The organism is Pseudomonas sp. AC463, from assembly GCF_979253585.1.
Genome location: NZ_CEEDDZ010000008.1, coordinates 153,721 through 168,993 on the forward strand (window position 1 = coordinate 153,721; position 15,273 = coordinate 168,993).

Annotated in this window: 13 protein-coding genes; 5 read left to right on the plus strand and 8 right to left on the minus strand. The window is 61.1% G+C overall.

Going from position 1 to position 15,273, the window contains the following annotated elements:
• Nucleotides 1–159 precede the first annotated feature (159 nt).
• Nucleotides 160–414, plus strand: a complete 255-nt coding sequence (locus AC0IYH_RS12405; protein ID WP_003190904.1) for a hypothetical protein — start codon at nt 160–162, stop codon at nt 412–414.
• On the opposite strand, the gene AC0IYH_RS12410 is transcribed toward AC0IYH_RS12405, so the two are convergent.
• Complete coding sequence (locus tag AC0IYH_RS12410; protein ID WP_471834558.1) at nt 386–1,315, minus strand: LysR family transcriptional regulator; 930 nt, start codon at nt 1,313–1,315, stop codon at nt 386–388. The two genes, AC0IYH_RS12405 and AC0IYH_RS12410, sit on opposite strands and share 29 nt — an antisense overlap.
• An 83-nt stretch (nt 1,316–1,398) precedes the next feature.
• On the opposite strand from AC0IYH_RS12410, the gene AC0IYH_RS12415 reads away from it, so the two are divergent.
• Nucleotides 1,399–2,325 (plus strand): carbon-nitrogen hydrolase family protein, encoded by a 927-nt coding sequence (locus tag AC0IYH_RS12415; RefSeq protein ID WP_471834560.1) that lies wholly within the window; start codon nt 1,399–1,401, stop codon nt 2,323–2,325.
• A gap of 115 nt (nt 2,326–2,440) precedes the next feature.
• Here the strand turns inward: AC0IYH_RS12415 and AC0IYH_RS12420 are convergent, their stop codons facing one another.
• Together AC0IYH_RS12420 and AC0IYH_RS12425 are read right to left on the minus strand one after the other, a co-directional pair.
• Nucleotides 2,441–2,902 carry an LEA/WHy family protein gene (locus AC0IYH_RS12420; RefSeq protein ID WP_122773879.1) on the minus strand — a complete coding sequence of 154 codons (462 nt, stop codon included), beginning with the start codon at nt 2,900–2,902 and terminating at the stop codon, nt 2,441–2,443.
• Nucleotides 2,903–2,915: 13 nt separating this feature from the next.
• Nucleotides 2,916–4,346, minus strand: coding sequence for a nucleobase:cation symporter-2 family protein (locus tag AC0IYH_RS12425; RefSeq protein ID WP_116629929.1), 1,431 nt, complete (start codon nt 4,344–4,346; stop codon nt 2,916–2,918).
• A gap of 233 nt (nt 4,347–4,579) precedes the next feature.
• On the opposite strand from AC0IYH_RS12425, the gene AC0IYH_RS12430 reads away from it, so the two are divergent.
• Complete coding sequence (locus tag AC0IYH_RS12430) at nt 4,580–6,205, plus strand: HAMP domain-containing methyl-accepting chemotaxis protein (protein ID WP_122773880.1); 1,626 nt, start codon at nt 4,580–4,582, stop codon at nt 6,203–6,205.
• A gap of 30 nt (nt 6,206–6,235) precedes the next feature.
• On the opposite strand, the gene AC0IYH_RS12435 is transcribed toward AC0IYH_RS12430, so the two are convergent.
• From AC0IYH_RS12435 to AC0IYH_RS12455, 5 genes are read right to left on the minus strand one after another with little or no spacing between them, the layout of a single operon-like run.
• Complete coding sequence (locus AC0IYH_RS12435; protein WP_471834562.1) at nt 6,236–7,213, minus strand: 2-hydroxyacid dehydrogenase; 978 nt, start codon at nt 7,211–7,213, stop codon at nt 6,236–6,238.
• Nucleotides 7,210–8,508 (minus strand): MFS transporter, encoded by a 1,299-nt coding sequence (locus AC0IYH_RS12440; RefSeq protein WP_116629926.1) that lies wholly within the window; start codon nt 8,506–8,508, stop codon nt 7,210–7,212. The genes AC0IYH_RS12435 and AC0IYH_RS12440 overlap by 4 nt, the downstream gene beginning before the upstream one ends.
• A gap of 45 nt (nt 8,509–8,553) precedes the next feature.
• A complete protein-coding gene (locus AC0IYH_RS12445) occupies nt 8,554–9,495 on the minus strand; it encodes a sugar kinase (RefSeq protein WP_471834564.1) in 942 nt (313 codons plus the stop codon).
• Nucleotides 9,488–10,270, minus strand: coding sequence for a sugar phosphate isomerase/epimerase family protein (locus AC0IYH_RS12450; RefSeq protein WP_471834566.1), 783 nt, complete (start codon nt 10,268–10,270; stop codon nt 9,488–9,490). The genes AC0IYH_RS12445 and AC0IYH_RS12450 overlap by 8 nt, the downstream gene beginning before the upstream one ends.
• Nucleotides 10,271–10,315: 45 nt before the next feature.
• Complete coding sequence (locus tag AC0IYH_RS12455) at nt 10,316–11,329, minus strand: LacI family DNA-binding transcriptional regulator (protein ID WP_471834567.1); 1,014 nt, start codon at nt 11,327–11,329, stop codon at nt 10,316–10,318.
• Nucleotides 11,330–11,737: 408 nt separating this feature from the next.
• Between AC0IYH_RS12455 and AC0IYH_RS12460 the strand changes: the two genes are divergently transcribed.
• Together AC0IYH_RS12460 and AC0IYH_RS12465 are read left to right on the plus strand one after the other, a co-directional pair.
• Nucleotides 11,738–12,790 (plus strand): hypothetical protein, encoded by a 1,053-nt coding sequence (locus AC0IYH_RS12460; protein ID WP_471834569.1) that lies wholly within the window; start codon nt 11,738–11,740, stop codon nt 12,788–12,790.
• A gap of 147 nt (nt 12,791–12,937) precedes the next feature.
• Nucleotides 12,938–15,016 (plus strand): hypothetical protein, encoded by a 2,079-nt coding sequence (locus AC0IYH_RS12465; RefSeq protein WP_471834571.1) that lies wholly within the window; start codon nt 12,938–12,940, stop codon nt 15,014–15,016.
• Nucleotides 15,017–15,273: the final 257 nt, after the last annotated feature.

The following is a 15,273-nucleotide window of genomic DNA, read 5'->3' on the forward strand; positions in this document are numbered from 1 at the left end:
TGACTCCTTGCGGGTGAATGTGACAGTGAACAATGGAGTGTTGGCGAGCTGCAAAAGTTGCAGTTTTTTTGCCCAAGTCTGGTTTGGGGAAAAATCCGGATCAGGAAATTTCGACCTACAGTGTAAGATGTCGCCTATTTGTGCAGCAGGTAATTCAACATGAGCTTCAATCTGGCCAACAAGACCCTCGCCGAACGCGCCGAGCTGGAAGATGAAAAGTCGCGCCTCTACGACCTGTGGCAAACCAACCTGGGCAAGGCCAAGGGCGAAGCCGCACGGTTGTTCGGCGAGCGCGCCAAGCGCAAGGGCAAGTGGGCCGAATGGGTTCGCGCCGAACTCGACGGCATGTCGCCGCCGGAGTTTTCCAACATGGTGCGCAGTGAAGTCAACAAGCTGATGGCGGCCGCCAAGTAAAGCTGTCGGCAATCGCCTCGCGTGTCTTCTGCAACATCGGATCCAGCTGGGCCTGGGTGCGCCAACCCAGCTCCACCGGGTAGCGCGGCAACGCCAAGGGGCACGCGAGCATGCGCAGGCCGGTCATGTCCGCGATGGCCTGGGCAGCATGCCCGGGAATGGTCGCCACCGCCGTGCTGCCCTTGAGCAAAAACGGCAGCGCGGCAAAGTGGCTGGTCGAGGCGCACACCTGGCGGCTCAGCCCCTGCGCCGCCAACCCTTCATCGGTAATCCCGATAAACCCGCCCGACGACACCAACACATGCTCGCGGCTGACGAACTCGTCGAGGCTGATGCTCATCTGCCCCGGTGTCAGGCTGGCCGGGTCGACCAGGCAGCGGTAATCGCCTTCACCCAGCACCTGGCGGCTTAGCCGGCCCTGGGCGAACCCGCCGGCGGTAATCGCCAGGTCCAGGCTGCGGTCGAGCAGGGCGGCGGCGACGATCTGGCTGTGGGTCTGGCGGAAGATCACCCGCAGCTTCGGCAAGCGCTGGGCGATGGCCTGCATCAGACGGCGGCCGTAGGCGATCTCGAAGTCATCGGACAAACCCACCACCACCGAGCGGCCCTGGTAATTCGGGTTGTCCGGGTTGACCATCGCCAGGCTCTGTCGGCAGCGCTCCAGGGCTTCGCTGATCACCGGCTTCAACTGATTGGCGCGCAACGTGGGCGCCAGGCCGCGGCCGGTGCGTACGAACAGTGGGTCGCCGTACACCTCGCGCAAACGCCGCAAGCCCGCACTGATAGCCGACTGCGTAACGCCCAGGCGCAGGGCCGCGCGGCTGGCGCTGGACTCGTCATGCAGGGCTTCGAAGGTTTTCAGCAGGTTCAGGTCGACCTGGGCGATATTTGTTTGGCTCATATCATTCAGTACTGAGGTGGGCTTTATTCATGATCGAGGCTGGCGGGAGAATGGGCAACCCCCCCTGATTCGGAGTGAACGTGATGCCCATTTCTACCGTGGCCGCCCTGCAAATCGGTGCCCTGCCAGGCGGTAAGGCCGAGACCCTGGCGCAAATCCTCGCCTATGAAGACGCGATCACCCGCGGCGGCGCGCAATTGGTGGTGATGCCCGAAGCGCTGCTGGGTGGCTACCCCAAAGGCGAAGGCTTTGGCACGCAATTGGGCTACCGCCTGCCCGAAGGTCGCGAAGCCTTTGCGCGTTATTTTGCCAATGCCATTGACGTGCCAGGCGTGGAGACCGAGGCGCTGGCCGGCTTGTCGGCCCGCACCGGGGCCAGCCTGGTTCTCGGTGTGATCGAGCGCAGCGGCAGTACCCTGTATTGCACGATGCTGTACTTCGAACCGCTCGGCGGCCTGGTGGCCAAGCACCGTAAGCTGATGCCCACCGGTACCGAACGGCTGATCTGGGGCCAGGGCGACGGCTCGACCTTGCCGGTGATCGACAGCGCCGTAGGGCGGATCGGCGGCGCGGTGTGCTGGGAAAACATGATGCCGCTGCTGCGCACTGCTCTGTATGCCAAGGGTGTGGAGGTGTGGTGCGCGCCGACGGTGGATGAGCGCGAGATGTGGCAAGTGAGCATGCGCCATGTGGCCCATGAGGGGCGTTGTTTTGTGGTCAGCGCGTGTCAGGTCCAGGCTTCACCTGAGGCCTTGGGTATGGAGGTGGCCAACTGGCCGGCAGACCGACCATTGATTGCCGGGGGCAGTGTGATTGTCGGCCCCATGGGTGACGTCCTGGCCGGGCCGCTGCTCAATGAAGCCGGGTTGCTGACCGCGCAGATCAACACCGACGACCTGGTGCGCGCGCGGTATGACTATGACGTGGTGGGGCACTATGCGCGCCCGGACATTTTCGAGCTGACGGTGGACGAGCGCGCCAAGCCGGGCGTGCGCTACATCACTGACTGAACAGGGTCAAAATGTGGGAGGGGGCTTGCCCCCGATAGCTGTGGTCCAGTCACTATCAGTGGTGACTGTTACGCCGCCATCGGGGGCAAGCCCCCTCCCACATTTTTAACCTTGTTTACCACGTCGCGGTATTGGGCAGGTCCAGGGTCCCGCGATCGACAAACCGCATGGTGCCAAACAACCCACCCGCCAGCTTGCCACGCAGCACATACGGCAGGTTGTTCAAACTCTGGGTCTGGCTCAGGCCCAGGGTCTGGCGCAACACGGAAAACGCCGAAACACTCACCGGCACTGTCAGTACCGTCTCGGAAAAGCGTGGGATGCTTCCCGCTTGGTCACTCACCCCCGACGCCAACGGCCGGCCATTGACCTCCAGGTCCAGGGCCACGCCGTTGTAGTCGATCGCCGTTTCATTCGGGTTTTGCACCCGCAGCTTTACGGCGAAGCGCACTTCCAGGTCCTGGCTTTGCAGCGGCTCGATCCCGACCACGTTGATATTCACCGGGTCGCGGTTGGGGAACAGGGCGCAGGCGCTCAAGGTCAGCAGCAGCAACGATAGAACCATGAGCTTGCGCATATAAAAGGTGCTCCTATTTTTTCGCGACGTCCGGGTCCTGCATCACCTTGAGGGTCGAGGACTCCGGATCAAATTCATCTTCTTCCAGCTCTATGAACTCTTCCGGCAGGAAAATGTTCAGCAGGATTGCACAGAACGCGCCCACGGTGATCGGTGATTCGAAGATGTTGTGCAGCGCTTTTGGCAGCTCGCGCAGCACTTCCGGCACGGCCGCGACGCCCAGGCCCATGCCCAGGGAGATCGCCACGATCAGCACATTGCGCCGGTGCAGGCCGGCTTCGGCGAGGATCTTGATACCCGCCACGGCCACCGTGCCAAACATGATCAGGGTCGCGCCGCCGAGTACCGGCTTGGGCATCAGTTGCAGCACCGCGCCGATCATCGGGAACAACCCCAGCAGCACCAGCAGGCCGGCAATGAAGTACGCCACGTAGCGGCTGGCCACGCCGGTCAGTTGGATCACGCCGTTGTTTTGGGCGAAGGTGACCATCGGCAGGCTGTTGAAGGTCGCGGCCATGGCCGAGTTGAGGCCATCGGCCAACAGCCCCGACTTGATGCGCTTGATATACAGCGGGCCCTTGACCGGCTGCTGCGAGATCATCGAGTTGGCGGTCAGGTCGCCGGCGGCTTCCAGCGGCGAAATCAGGAAGATCACCGCCACCGGGATAAACGCCACCCAGTCGAACGAAAAACCATACTTGAACGGCACCGGCACGCTGATCAACGGCACGTGGGGCAGGGCGGCCATGTCGACGCGGCCCATCCACCAGGCCACCACGAAACCCAGGGTCAGGCCGATGACGATCGACCCCAGGCGCAGGAACGGGTTGTTGAAGCGGTTGAGCACCACGATGGTCAGCAGCACCAGCGCTGCCAGGCCCATATTGCTGGCCGCGCCGAGGTCGCTGGCGCCAAAGCCGCCGGCCATGTCGGTGACCGCCACCTTGATCAGCGACAGGCCCATCAGGGTAATGATGGTGCCGGTCACCACCGGGGTAATCAGCTTGCGCAGTTTGCCGATGAACTGGCTGAGCACCACTTCGATAAACGCCGCGAAAAAGCAGATGCCAAAGATCGTCGAGAGGATTTCGTCGGTACCGCCGCCTCGGGCCTTGACCATGAAGCCCGCGCTGAGGATCACGCTGATAAACGAGAAACTGGTGCCCTGCAGGCACAGCAGCCCCGAGCCGATCGGGCCGAACGTGCGCGCTTGCACAAAGGTGCCGAGCCCCGAGACGAACAGCGCCATGCTCACCAGATACGGCACTTCGCTTTCCAGGCCGAGCACGCCGCCGACGATCAGGGTCGGCGTGATGATCCCGACAAAACTCGCCAGCACATGCTGCAGCGCGGCAAAAATTGCGGCGGTGAAATGCGGGCGGTCTTCCAGGCCGTAGATCAAGTCGGATTTATAGCGCGGGCGAGGGGCTTGAGCGTCAGACAAAATGAGGGCTCGGGTCAGAAAATGGAGGCGCAGGATGCCAGAAACTGCCGGTCGTCAGAAGTGTAAAAGAATATTTATAAAACCCTGCATAAAACCCGGCGGCCAGCCGATACCTCGTATAGGCCCACATACCAATTACAACAGTGGTGACCAAGGTCTGATCAGCGCGTTGACGCTGACCGATCGTTTCGCGGCAGGGACGCTTGCAAACACTCCATCCGAGAGCCCCGCCTATGTCCCTCCGTCATCTGAATATCGCCCCACGCGCGTCGCTTGGTTTCGCCTTCATCGCATTTTTAGTGGTTGTACTGGGGGTATTTGCGGTCAACCGCATGACGCAAATCCGCCAGTCGTCGGTGGACATGAGCGTGAACCAGCTGCCTAGCGTGACTTACCTGGGCAACATCACCGAAAACGTGTTGCGTCTGCGCATCCTGTCGTTCCGTGTATTGGTCAACCGCGAGCCTGCCGGCTTGCAGGAAGCCGAAGTGCGCATGGGCGTGCTCGCCGATAAGGTCAAGGCCGCCCAGGCCGGTTATGCCGCGTTGCCGGCGGGGCCGGAAGAGGCCGCGCTGTACAAGACGTTCGTTGCGACCCTGGACAACTACACCCAGGCCCAGGCCGAGATGCTGTCGCTGTCCAAACAAGGCAAGGTCGACGAGATGCGCGCGTTGATCAACAGCCGTATCAAGGACGGCACCGACCAGATGGGCGAGCAGTTGAATAAACTGATCGCCATCAACGCTGCCGACGCCAAGCAAGCCGACATAGAAGCGGGGCAGAGCTATGACGGCGCCATCACCGGCGTTATCGCCGTATCAGTGGCCGCTGCGTTGCTCACCGTGCTGCTGGCCTGGCTGCTGACCCGCAGCATCGTCGCACCGTTGCGCAAGGCCGTGGCCGTGGCCGAGACCATCGCCGGCGGCAACCTGACCGCCGTGATTGACGATGACGGCAAGGATGAGCCCGCGCGGCTGATCAACGCTTTGTCGGCCATGCAAACCAATCTGCGCCAGACCATCCAGCACATCGCCGGCTCGGCCACGCAGCTGGCGTCGGCGGCAGAAGAGCTGAGCGCGGTCACCGAAGAAGCCTCCCGGGGCTTGCAGCAGCAGAACAATGAAATCGACCAGGCCGCCACGGCGGTCAACGAGATGACGGCTGCCGTGGAAGAAGTGGCGCGCAACGCGGTGTCCACCTCCGAGGCATCCGGCCAGTCCAACCAGGCCGCGCGCGAAGGCCGCGACCGGGTGGTGGAAACCGTCGGCGCGATCCAGACCATGACCCAGGACGTGCAAAATACCTCGGTATTGATCGAAGGCCTGGCGTCCCAGGGCCGCGACATCGGCAAGGTGCTGGACGTCATCCGCGCGATTGCCGAGCAGACCAACCTGCTGGCGCTCAACGCCGCCATTGAAGCGGCCCGCGCCGGTGAGGCCGGGCGCGGTTTTGCGGTGGTGGCGGACGAAGTGCGGGCACTGGCCCACCGTACGGCGCAGTCGACCCAGGAGATCGAAAAAATGGTCGCCGGCATCCAGAACGGCACCGGCGAAGCCGTGCAGTCCATGCAACAGAGCAACCAGCGCACCCAGACCACCCTGGAAATGGCGCGCGCCGCCGGAGTGGCGCTGGAGCAGATCACCCAGTCCATCAGCCTGATCAACGAACGCAACCTGGTGATTGCCAGCGCCTCGGAAGAGCAGGCCCAGGTGTCCCGCGAAGTCGACCGCAACCTCGTCAACATCCGCGACCTGGCCACGCAGTCGGCGGCGGGCGCCAACCAGACCAGTGCGGCCAGCCATGAGCTGTCGCGCCTCGCGGTGGATTTGAACGCGATGGTGGCCCGGTTCGTTATCTAACGTCTGGAATGCAATCAAAAGTGGGAGGGGTTATGGCTTCCGGGCGTCAGGATTCACCAGGTTTTTCGGCCGTTCCCCAGCCAACGCCTGGAGCAGATTATCCACCGCACAGGTGGCCATCGCTTCCCGCGTTTCATGGGTCGCCGAGCCGATATGCGGCGTGGCCACCACATTGTTCAGGCGCAGCAGCGGCGAGTGGTGATCGAGCGGTTCCTTCTCGAACACATCCAGCCCCGCCGCGCGGATGGTGCGTTTTTCCAGGGCCTCCACCAGTGCCGCTTCGTCCACCACCTTGCCCCGCGAGATATTGATAAAGATCGTCTCGGGCCCCATCCGCGCGAATTCTTTGGCGCCGATCAGTTTTTCGGTTTCGGCCGTCAGCGGCAGGGTCAGGCAGACGAAATCGGCCTGCTGCAGCAAGTCATCGAGGCTGCGGTAGTGCGCGCCAAAACGCTTCTCCACCAGGGGCTTGGGCGAGTGGCTGTGGTAGATCACCGGCATGCCGAAGCCGAAATGCCCGCGCTGGGCCAGCGCTTCGCCGATGCGGCCCATACCGATGATGCCCAGGGTCTTGCCATGCACATCGCTGCCGAAATGCGCCGGGCCGATGTTTTTGTTCCATTGGCCGGCGCGCACCATGTCGGCCAGCTCGACCACGCGGCGAGCGGTGGCCAGGATCAGCGCGAAGCCGGTGTCGGCGGTGGTTTCGGTGAGCACATCGGGGGTGTTGCTGAGCAGGATGCCGCGTTGGGTCAGGTAGTCGATGTCATAGTTGTCGACCCCCACCGAGACGCTGGCCACCGCCTCCAGGTGCGGTGCCAGGTCGAGCAGCTTGGCGTCCAGACGCAGGCTCGCACCCAGCAGGCCGTGAGCGCCGGGCAGGGCGTCGCGCAGCTTGGCCAGGCCGGTGTCGTCCAGCGCCTCGATCAGCGTGACCTCGGCATGCTCATGCAGGCGCGCCATCAGCGGCGCGGAGAGTTTCTTGTACAAAACCACAGACTTTTTCATCGGGTGTTCACCTTTAAATCAAGGGTTGGCTGCGGCGCGCGTTCACGGTCACTGGCGCCGGGCTTGAGGAAAATCGTCAGCACCACCGCCAGCATCAACGCGCCGCTCATCAGCAGGTACGAAGCGCCGGGCGAGCCGGTGCTGCTATTGAGATAACCCACCAGGTAGGAGCCGCCGAACGAGCCGAGGGCGCCCATGCTGTTGATCAGCGCCATGGCGCCACCGGCCACGTTGGCGGGCAGGATCTCCGGGACGATGGCAAAAAACGGCCCGTAGGGCGCATACATGCAGGCGCCGGCAATCACCAGCAGGGTGTAGGACCACCAGAAGTGTTCGGCGCCCAGCACGTAGGAGGCGTAGAAGGCGATGGAGGCGATCAGCAGCGGCGGCCACACAAAGCGTTTACGCTTTTGCAGTTTGTCCGAGCCCCAGCTCACCACCAGCATGCCGATCACCGCCGCCAGGTAAGGCAGCGCCGAAAGCCAGCCGGCTTCGACCATGTCCATCTGCAGGCCTTGCTTGAGGATCGACGGCAGCCACAACACAAAGCCGTACACGCCGATGCTCCAGCAGAAAAACTGCAGCGCGAGGATGATCACCTTGGGCGAGCGGAACGCTTCGGCGTAATTCTTCACCGCCTTGATGCCGACCTGCTCGGCGGCCAGCGCGGTTTCCAGGTCGTGTTTCTCGCTGTCGCTCAGCCACTTGGCATCCTTGGGACGCTCGTCGGCCAGCTTCCACCAGATAAACGCCCAGAGCACCGCCGGCAGGCCTTCGATGATAAACATCCAGCGCCAGCTGAAATGCTGCACCAGGTAACCCGAGACCACCGACATCCACAGCATGGTCACCGGGTTGCCGAGGATCAGGAAGGTATTGGCGCGCGAGCGTTCGGCGCGGGTGAACCAGTGGCACAGGTACACCAGCATGGCCGGCATCACCGCCGCTTCGACCACGCCGAGCATGAAGCGAATCACGATCAGCATGTAGGCGTTGGACACCACGCCCGTCAGGGTGGCCAGGCCGCCCCAGAGGATCAGGCTGACGAAAATCAGCTTCTTGACGCTGCGCTTTTGCGCGTAGATAGCCCCCGGTACCTGGAAGAAAAAGTAGCCGAGGAAAAACAGCGCGCCCAGCAACGACGACATGCCGGGGGTGATCATCAGGTCTTCGGCCATCCCGGAGGCGGCGGCGAAGCCATAGTTGGCGCGGTCCAGGTACGCCAGGCTGTAGGTGATAAAGACGATGGGCATGATGTACCACCAACGGCGGGTGGCGAGTTTCACGGTTTCCATGGGGTTGCTCCTGAGCTTGTTGTAGTTGTGGCAACAGGGTGTGGGTCATGCAACGGATCGGCTGGGCAGCTCTTGGCGTGTGGGCAGGCCTTCCATATCGCCACGGCTTTGCACGGCGCGGCTGCCGATCCAGTTGCCGCGCTGGACCGCTTCGGGGAAGCTGAGGTTTTCCAGCAGGGCGCTGATCATGCCGACGGCAAAACCATCACCGGCGCCGACGGTGTCGACCACCTTGTCGACGCGCACGGCGGCGACAAAGCCCTGGTCCATGTGGGTGCGGTAATAGGCACCGTCCGCGCCCAGCTTGATCGCCACGGCTTCGGCGCCCTGGTCGAGGTAAAACGCGGCGATGTCCGCCGGGTCGTCGTAACCGGTCAGCAAACGGCCTTCGCCCAGGCCCGGCAAAACCCAGTCGGCCAGGCTGGCGAGGTGGTTGATTTCGCGGATCATCTGCGCCTGGCTGGCCCACAGCGACGGGCGCAGGTTGGGGTCGAACGACACGCTGCGCCCGGCCTTGCGCATCTGCGTCATCAGCTCCACGGACAGCTCGCGCGTGGCCTCGGACAACGCCGGCGGAATACCGGTGGCGTGCAGATGGCGCGCCTGCAACAGCGCGGGGCTGATGGCGGCGATGGAGAGGTGGCTGGCCGCCGACCCCTTGCGAAAGTACTCCACCTGCGGGTCGGCGCCGGCGTCCTCGCGGGACTTGAACTGAAAACCGGTGGGGTGCAGCGGGTCGACCGCCACGTGCCGGCAATCCAGGCCTTCTTTTTGCAGTGTGTCGACCACAAAACGCCCGAGGGAATCATTGCCCACGCGGCTCAGCCAGGCCACGTTGAAACCCAGGCGCGACAGGCCGATGGCCACGTTGCTGTCGGCGCCGGCAATGCGCTTGTGAAAGTCCGCGACCTGGGCCAGGTCGCCGGTCTGCTCGGCGACAAACATCGCCATGGTTTCACCAAACGACAAAATATCGATGTCAGACATGGGCGTTCTCCTCACGAGGTTGGCCAAGGCGGGCGAGGGCGGCGACCTGCTGTGCGGTGACCTCGATCAGGTCCGCGCCTTGCAGGGGGAATTCCACGGCCCGGGTAATGCCTTGAGTCATGTGCTTGAGCAGTTGTTCCCACAGATGCAGGTCGGTGGCGCCGGGCGGCAGCGCCACCAGCTTGCCGTCGGCGCGGCGGGCCACGGCCTTGCAGTGCAGGTAGTCCACATGCCGGCCCAGCAGGCGCGCGGCGGTCAGGGCGGATTGGTCCTGCCACTGCCAGTTGCCGATATCGAAGGTCATCTTCACCGACAGGCCCAGGCGTTCGACTTCGCTGAAGAAACGCTGCATCGGCTCGATCCGCCCGCCGTGCAGGGTCTGGTCGTTTTCCACCAGCAGCGCGACCGGGTGGCGTTGCAGCAGGGCGTGCAGGCTCTCCAGGTCATTGGTGTCGGTGAAGTAGCCCAGGGAGACTTTCAGCCACTGCGCGCCGAAGGCCTGGGCGCGGTCCAGGGTGGCGTTGAGTTCAGCGTTCGGCTGGGCGCGGCCGGCGACCCACAATTCCAAAGGCGATGAGAACACTGATTCCAGGCCTTGCTCGGCGGCAGCATTGGCCAGTTCGGCGGGCTGTTCGCGGGTCAGCAATTCTTCACGCCATTCGATGCGCTGGGCGCCGGCGGCCGCCAGCAACTCGACAAAACTCAGCTGGCCACGCTGGCGAACCAGGTCGGCGCCGTAGCTGGAGAGGCTGATGGAGACGGGGTATTTGTGCATTGTTGTTTACCTCTGAAACCGGTTTCATTTTTGTAGAAAAAAATATCAGATGCGCTGCGTTGAGCCGCGGACGATCAGTTCAGGCAGGAAATCCAGGGTGCGCGTCGGCGCGTCGTCACCGCGCAGGCGCTTGAGCAAACAGTCGAAGGCGCTGGCGCCAATCGCCTCGGTGGGTTGGGCGAGGGCGGTGATGCCGGTGCCCACCAGCGGGTACCAGTCCAGGTCATCCAGGGCGATCAAACCGACGTCTTTAAACAGCTCGCAGCCCAGCGCCTTGAGTGCGTGGGTACAGGCCAGCGCGGCGATGCCGTTGGCACAGAACAACGCCTTGGGGCCGGGTTTGGCGAGGAAGGCTTGCAGGTGCGTTTGCAGCGCGTCATCCAGTTCCAGCACCGCGCCGGTCAGGCCTGCGCGGGCGGCGATTTCGGCCTTGAAACTGGCCAGGCGCTCCAGGCGCGAACTGGTGCCGTCGGTGGCTTCGCTCACCAGCAGCACATCGCGGTAACCCTGCTGTTGCAGGTGCTCCACGGCCATACGCACGGCGGCAGGGTTGTCCAAACCGACCAGGTCGCTGTGCAGCGGCTCGACCTTGCGGTCCACCAGCACCAGGGGCATTTCGCGCTGCAATTCCAGTAACTGGTCGAGGTGATGGCCGAGGGTGTTAACGATCAGCCCTTCGATGTTGTACGAACGCAGCGCGGCCAGGTGCTGGCGCTCTTGCTCGTCATCGCGGTCGGTGTTGCACACCACCAGGCTGTAGCCGTGTTGGCGGCAGGCGGTTTCGACGCCGTGCATCACGGCAATGGAATAGGGGTTGCGGATATCGGCCACCAGCATGCCGATCAGGCGCGTGCGACCACGTTTCAAGCCACGGGCCATCTGGTTGGGGCGGTAGCCGAGTTGCTCGATTGCTTGCTCGATGCGCAGGGCAATGGCGTCGGAGAGCAGGGCGCGGTCATCGCCGATAAAGCGCGACACGCTGGCCTTGGACACCCCGGCGCGCTTGGCGACGTCGAGCATGGTGACGCGGCTGCGCTGAGCGGCGGAAAAAGTAGTCACGAAAGCAGGCCTTTCTTATTGGATTTATAGGTTTCATTGCTTTCAAACAGCGATGAAACCGGTTTCATAAGATGCCAGGCAACCCATTTCGTCAAGGAATTTTTGTGAAAAACAGACCGGGGTCAACTTAGGAAACCGACGAGCGGATAGGCCTACCTGTTAGTTCTGACAGTATCCGGCTACGGGCTTTAGGCGTTTAATTTTTCCTAACAACAGACAGGTACGTAGTTCGCTCCTGGCTTGGCGTAGTGAACCTAATCCTGAGGTTGCGACATGTCTACTATCCCTGGTTTGGCTCCTTTGACAATTGCGGGTGTGAGTACCACTGACGGCAGAGGGGTGGTGCCGCAAGCGTTAATGTTGGCGCCGCTTATCTGCCAGATTCCCAGGTGGGCCCCAGAGCCCTCAGTGGGCTCGCCCCCGCACGTAGTCGAACTTTTTGGCATCAGCAATGGCACTGTAACGCTACTTGACACCTTGGTTGTGGGGCCGCCACCGCCACCGATTCTCAACTTTTATAATCTCACCATCAGCCTGGCATACATGCGCAGTGCACCCTCTCGCGTGGTGCAGCTTTACTACACCGTTACCACGGAGGGCGGTTCGAATAGTATGCTGCCGACCATCCCGGTCACCTTTGACCTGGACCCTCCGAGGCGTTTGCTGCCGACCGATGTGCTGCAGTTCGTGGTGCCTCCCGTACCGGCGCTCGACAACGCCTACCTGCAGAATAACCCGCGTGTAGCCTTCAACCTCCCCGTCTATAACATCGCGGCACCGGGTGACCGGGTCGAACTGTTTTTATCCAACCAGGCAAATCCTGCTCCCAATCTGCCTGCCGCCGGGGGAGCGCTGGTGAACTTTGCCACTTCGCCCTGGACCGTATCGCTGGATGCCGCTGCCTTTCGCGCGCTGAGCAATGGCCCGGCGTATGTGTTCTACAAGATATTTGACGCCACCGGTAACTTCAGCACCCGAAGTATCGGCCTGCCTTTTAATGTCAACCTGGGCACGGTAGTTCCGACCCCGTCTATTACGCTGCCAGCGCCCCGGGTGCAACACACATTAACCAATGGTTACTTGAACTGTACCTCGGTGCCCAGCGTGATGGCCGGTGTTATCTGGTTGATTTCCCCAATAAACGCCATACAAGTAGGTGATGAACTGAGGTGTGTGTGGCAGGGGTATAACGAAAATAACTGGGAAACGCAAAATCCGAATGTGGTGTTCCAGCGTTCATTGCTGTGGACACAGCAAAATGTAACAACAGGCGCGACGGTTGTAGTCGATTCCTTCGACACGACATTGTTTCCTCTGCGCAGGTTTACATCGGCCACCTTTATTTATGAGGTGTGGCGCAACGGTGTAAGAGTGGGCGTATCGCAGCCCGGGCGTGTGCGAGTTGATCTGACTTACTCCACAGGTTGTTATTGCACGCCGCGCGGCATTGTATGTAATTGATTTGGTTTTGATGGGTGCAGGGCGGCGTCGATTAAGCGATGTGCGTGAGCCCAGCGCATTCAAAAGGTTCGTGGTTGATGCACTTGGGTTTATTCAATCGACGAAGTGAGCAGTTGTTCTAGTAACTTAATTAGCCGGAGCAAGAAGATGGACAGAACAAACAGAGATATTATTAACGCCTTTGTGCCGAATCTTCCCGCGAGCTACAGCCCCACTCGAATGAATGCCGGTACATTTGTAGGTGAAGTTCCTGGTTATACCGGGTTACTCACAAGGAATGCCGCGAAAGGTCAACTGACTGATCTGAACATCCCCGTTTGGTTTCCCGCCAGTGCTAATCCGGCCGAGCCCGATGTGGTCACGATTCAGATTCAACCCTATCGTGACCTCAGCAGTTTCGCTGATGTCGCTGCAGAGGACCTGTATTTCGCAACCGGTGGCGTGCAATATTCCGTGACGACCGTCAATCCAGCCGATCCTTTTGTCGTGCCGATTCCCGAAGCCTTACGTCCGCCGGGCGTATGGTTGGTTAGATACACTGTGCTTAGCCGAGACACGGGCAACGACAATACCTCAGTCCCACAACTGCTGATCGTTGACGGGACGGCACCCTATGACCGTTCTGGCGATCGGCCTCCTGCACCGACGCTTCCCGCGGGGGCGCCGAACCCTATCGACCAGGCCTATTTCCAGGGCCAGCCAAACCAGACCGTGAATTTTCCGATTTCTTACGCCCTCACCGACGGGAAAGCCTCGGACGATCTCGTCGAGGTGTACTTCGGCGATTCGGATACGCCGATCGTAATTGCAGGGAGCACCAGGAATCTGATTGACCCCGCCACGCCAACCACCATTCCCTTGCCGCTGAGTGCAGTACTGGCTGCACAGGCGTCGGGTAACTTTGACCTGCGCTATCGATTGTTCGACGTTGCCGGAAACCCGTCGCAAGAGTCGTATCGGCTGCGGCTGCCAGGTTTGTCCCAGGCCCCCGTGCCCGCCGGCTTTCAGCCTGCGTTGGTTGACCTTGCCGTACCCGGTGACGGGCTGATTCATCTTAATGATGTGGCGACTAATACCGGCATTATCGTGCGGGTTCCTGCCTTTACCAATGCTCAACCCACAGACCAGATCATCGTTACCTTGACCTCGGTGAATGGTTCAATACCGCTGTCGCTTCCTGTCGGTACGAGTGTTTTTCCGATCCCATTCCAGTTCGGCACTGCTAACGCGACGACGCTCTACGGGGCCGGACCAGGCGACGTGGCCGTAACCGCGACTTACACCGTAAATCGCGGCGGGAACACTTTCCCGGCGGTGCCGTTAAGTACCCCGTTCAATCTGAACCTGGCTGTTGCAGGGCCGAATCCTAACCCCATCCCTCCAGGGCCGAACGGTATAAACGTCGACCTGCTGCCGGTCGTGGTCGAGGCCATTCGCCCTGGCGGTGTGTTCGGGCCGCCCAACCTTCTGGAAGCGGTCGATGTCAACCGCGATGCAAGAGCGCGAATCCCGCTGTGGACGGCCGCCGTATTACCCGATGTGCAACTGCCGTTCACGATTACTTTGAATTATGGTGGTCGTGTTTATACGCAAGACGTAACAGCCATGCCGCCGGGTCGGGAGGTGATATTCACAATTCCGTTCGCCGATATCCTCGCGTTGGGTGGCCCGACTCAACAGGCGTTTTATACCGTCAGTCGCCTTGGAAATCCTAACCCGCAGCGTTCGGTCGATACCACGGTCACTGTAAACTCTGCGATATTGCAAATGGACGCGCCAGTTGTTCGGGCCCCGAACACTACAACTCCAATTACACTGGTCAACTGCAATAGTCTGCTTCCGATCAATACCGGCGCACTCAGAGTATTTATCCCGCCTTCCCCGTACTTGTCGCTAAACGAACCGGTTAATGTGACCTACGTAGGCGCCCAAGGTAATAATACCGGCGCCCCGCCAACTTTGCCGCCCATCGTTCAAAGTTTCCCTGTGCCTAATGCTACTGCACTGCGTCTTGGTTTCGAAGTGAGTCTAGGCAGTCCCGCAGTGTTGTATAACCCGGTCAATGCCAATACTGGTCTTCTAAACTCCGGGTCTGCAAGCGTGACTGTTTCAACTCTGTATCAGGGGCAACCGGTGAGCTCTCTTCCTTACGTAGTAAGGGTAAGAGGATTCAGGCCGGGTACTGCCCCTGCCGCCTACTACTGCGATGGCGCGCGTATTCCATAGGCCAGCGTGCAGTGATGTTGCCAAAGAGGGGTGAGGCCCTCTTTGGCGTATTTTATTTGTGTGTGGTTTAACGGATTTTATGGTGATGTTTCTTATTGGTCTTGTTGATTTTTTTCATGCAAGTTGAGGAAAAGTCCTACAGATTTAAGGCGTTTGCTGGTGAATCATGGCGCCGCTTGATTGGTTGGGTCCCACGAGATTTAGAACCCTCCCTATCGTTTACTGAAGGTACTAGAGGTTCATTAATATGTCGGCAG

Coding starts and splice junctions, on each gene's coding strand:
- AC0IYH_RS12445 (WP_471834564.1), bottom strand. CDS start 9,495: ATGTCTGACATCGATATTTTGTCGTTTGGTGAAACCATGGCGATGTTT.
- AC0IYH_RS12405 (WP_003190904.1), top strand. CDS start 160: ATGAGCTTCAATCTGGCCAACAAGACCCTCGCCGAACGCGCCGAGCTG.
- AC0IYH_RS12440 (WP_116629926.1), bottom strand. CDS start 8,508: ATGGAAACCGTGAAACTCGCCACCCGCCGTTGGTGGTACATCATGCCC.
- AC0IYH_RS12420 (WP_122773879.1), bottom strand. CDS start 2,902: ATGCGCAAGCTCATGGTTCTATCGTTGCTGCTGCTGACCTTGAGCGCC.
- AC0IYH_RS12410 (WP_471834558.1), bottom strand. CDS start 1,315: ATGAGCCAAACAAATATCGCCCAGGTCGACCTGAACCTGCTGAAAACC.
- AC0IYH_RS12430 (WP_122773880.1), top strand. CDS start 4,580: ATGTCCCTCCGTCATCTGAATATCGCCCCACGCGCGTCGCTTGGTTTC.
- AC0IYH_RS12435 (WP_471834562.1), bottom strand. CDS start 7,213: ATGAAAAAGTCTGTGGTTTTGTACAAGAAACTCTCCGCGCCGCTGATG.
- AC0IYH_RS12415 (WP_471834560.1), top strand. CDS start 1,399: ATGCCCATTTCTACCGTGGCCGCCCTGCAAATCGGTGCCCTGCCAGGC.
- AC0IYH_RS12465 (WP_471834571.1), top strand. CDS start 12,938: ATGGACAGAACAAACAGAGATATTATTAACGCCTTTGTGCCGAATCTT.
- AC0IYH_RS12450 (WP_471834566.1), bottom strand. CDS start 10,270: ATGCACAAATACCCCGTCTCCATCAGCCTCTCCAGCTACGGCGCCGAC.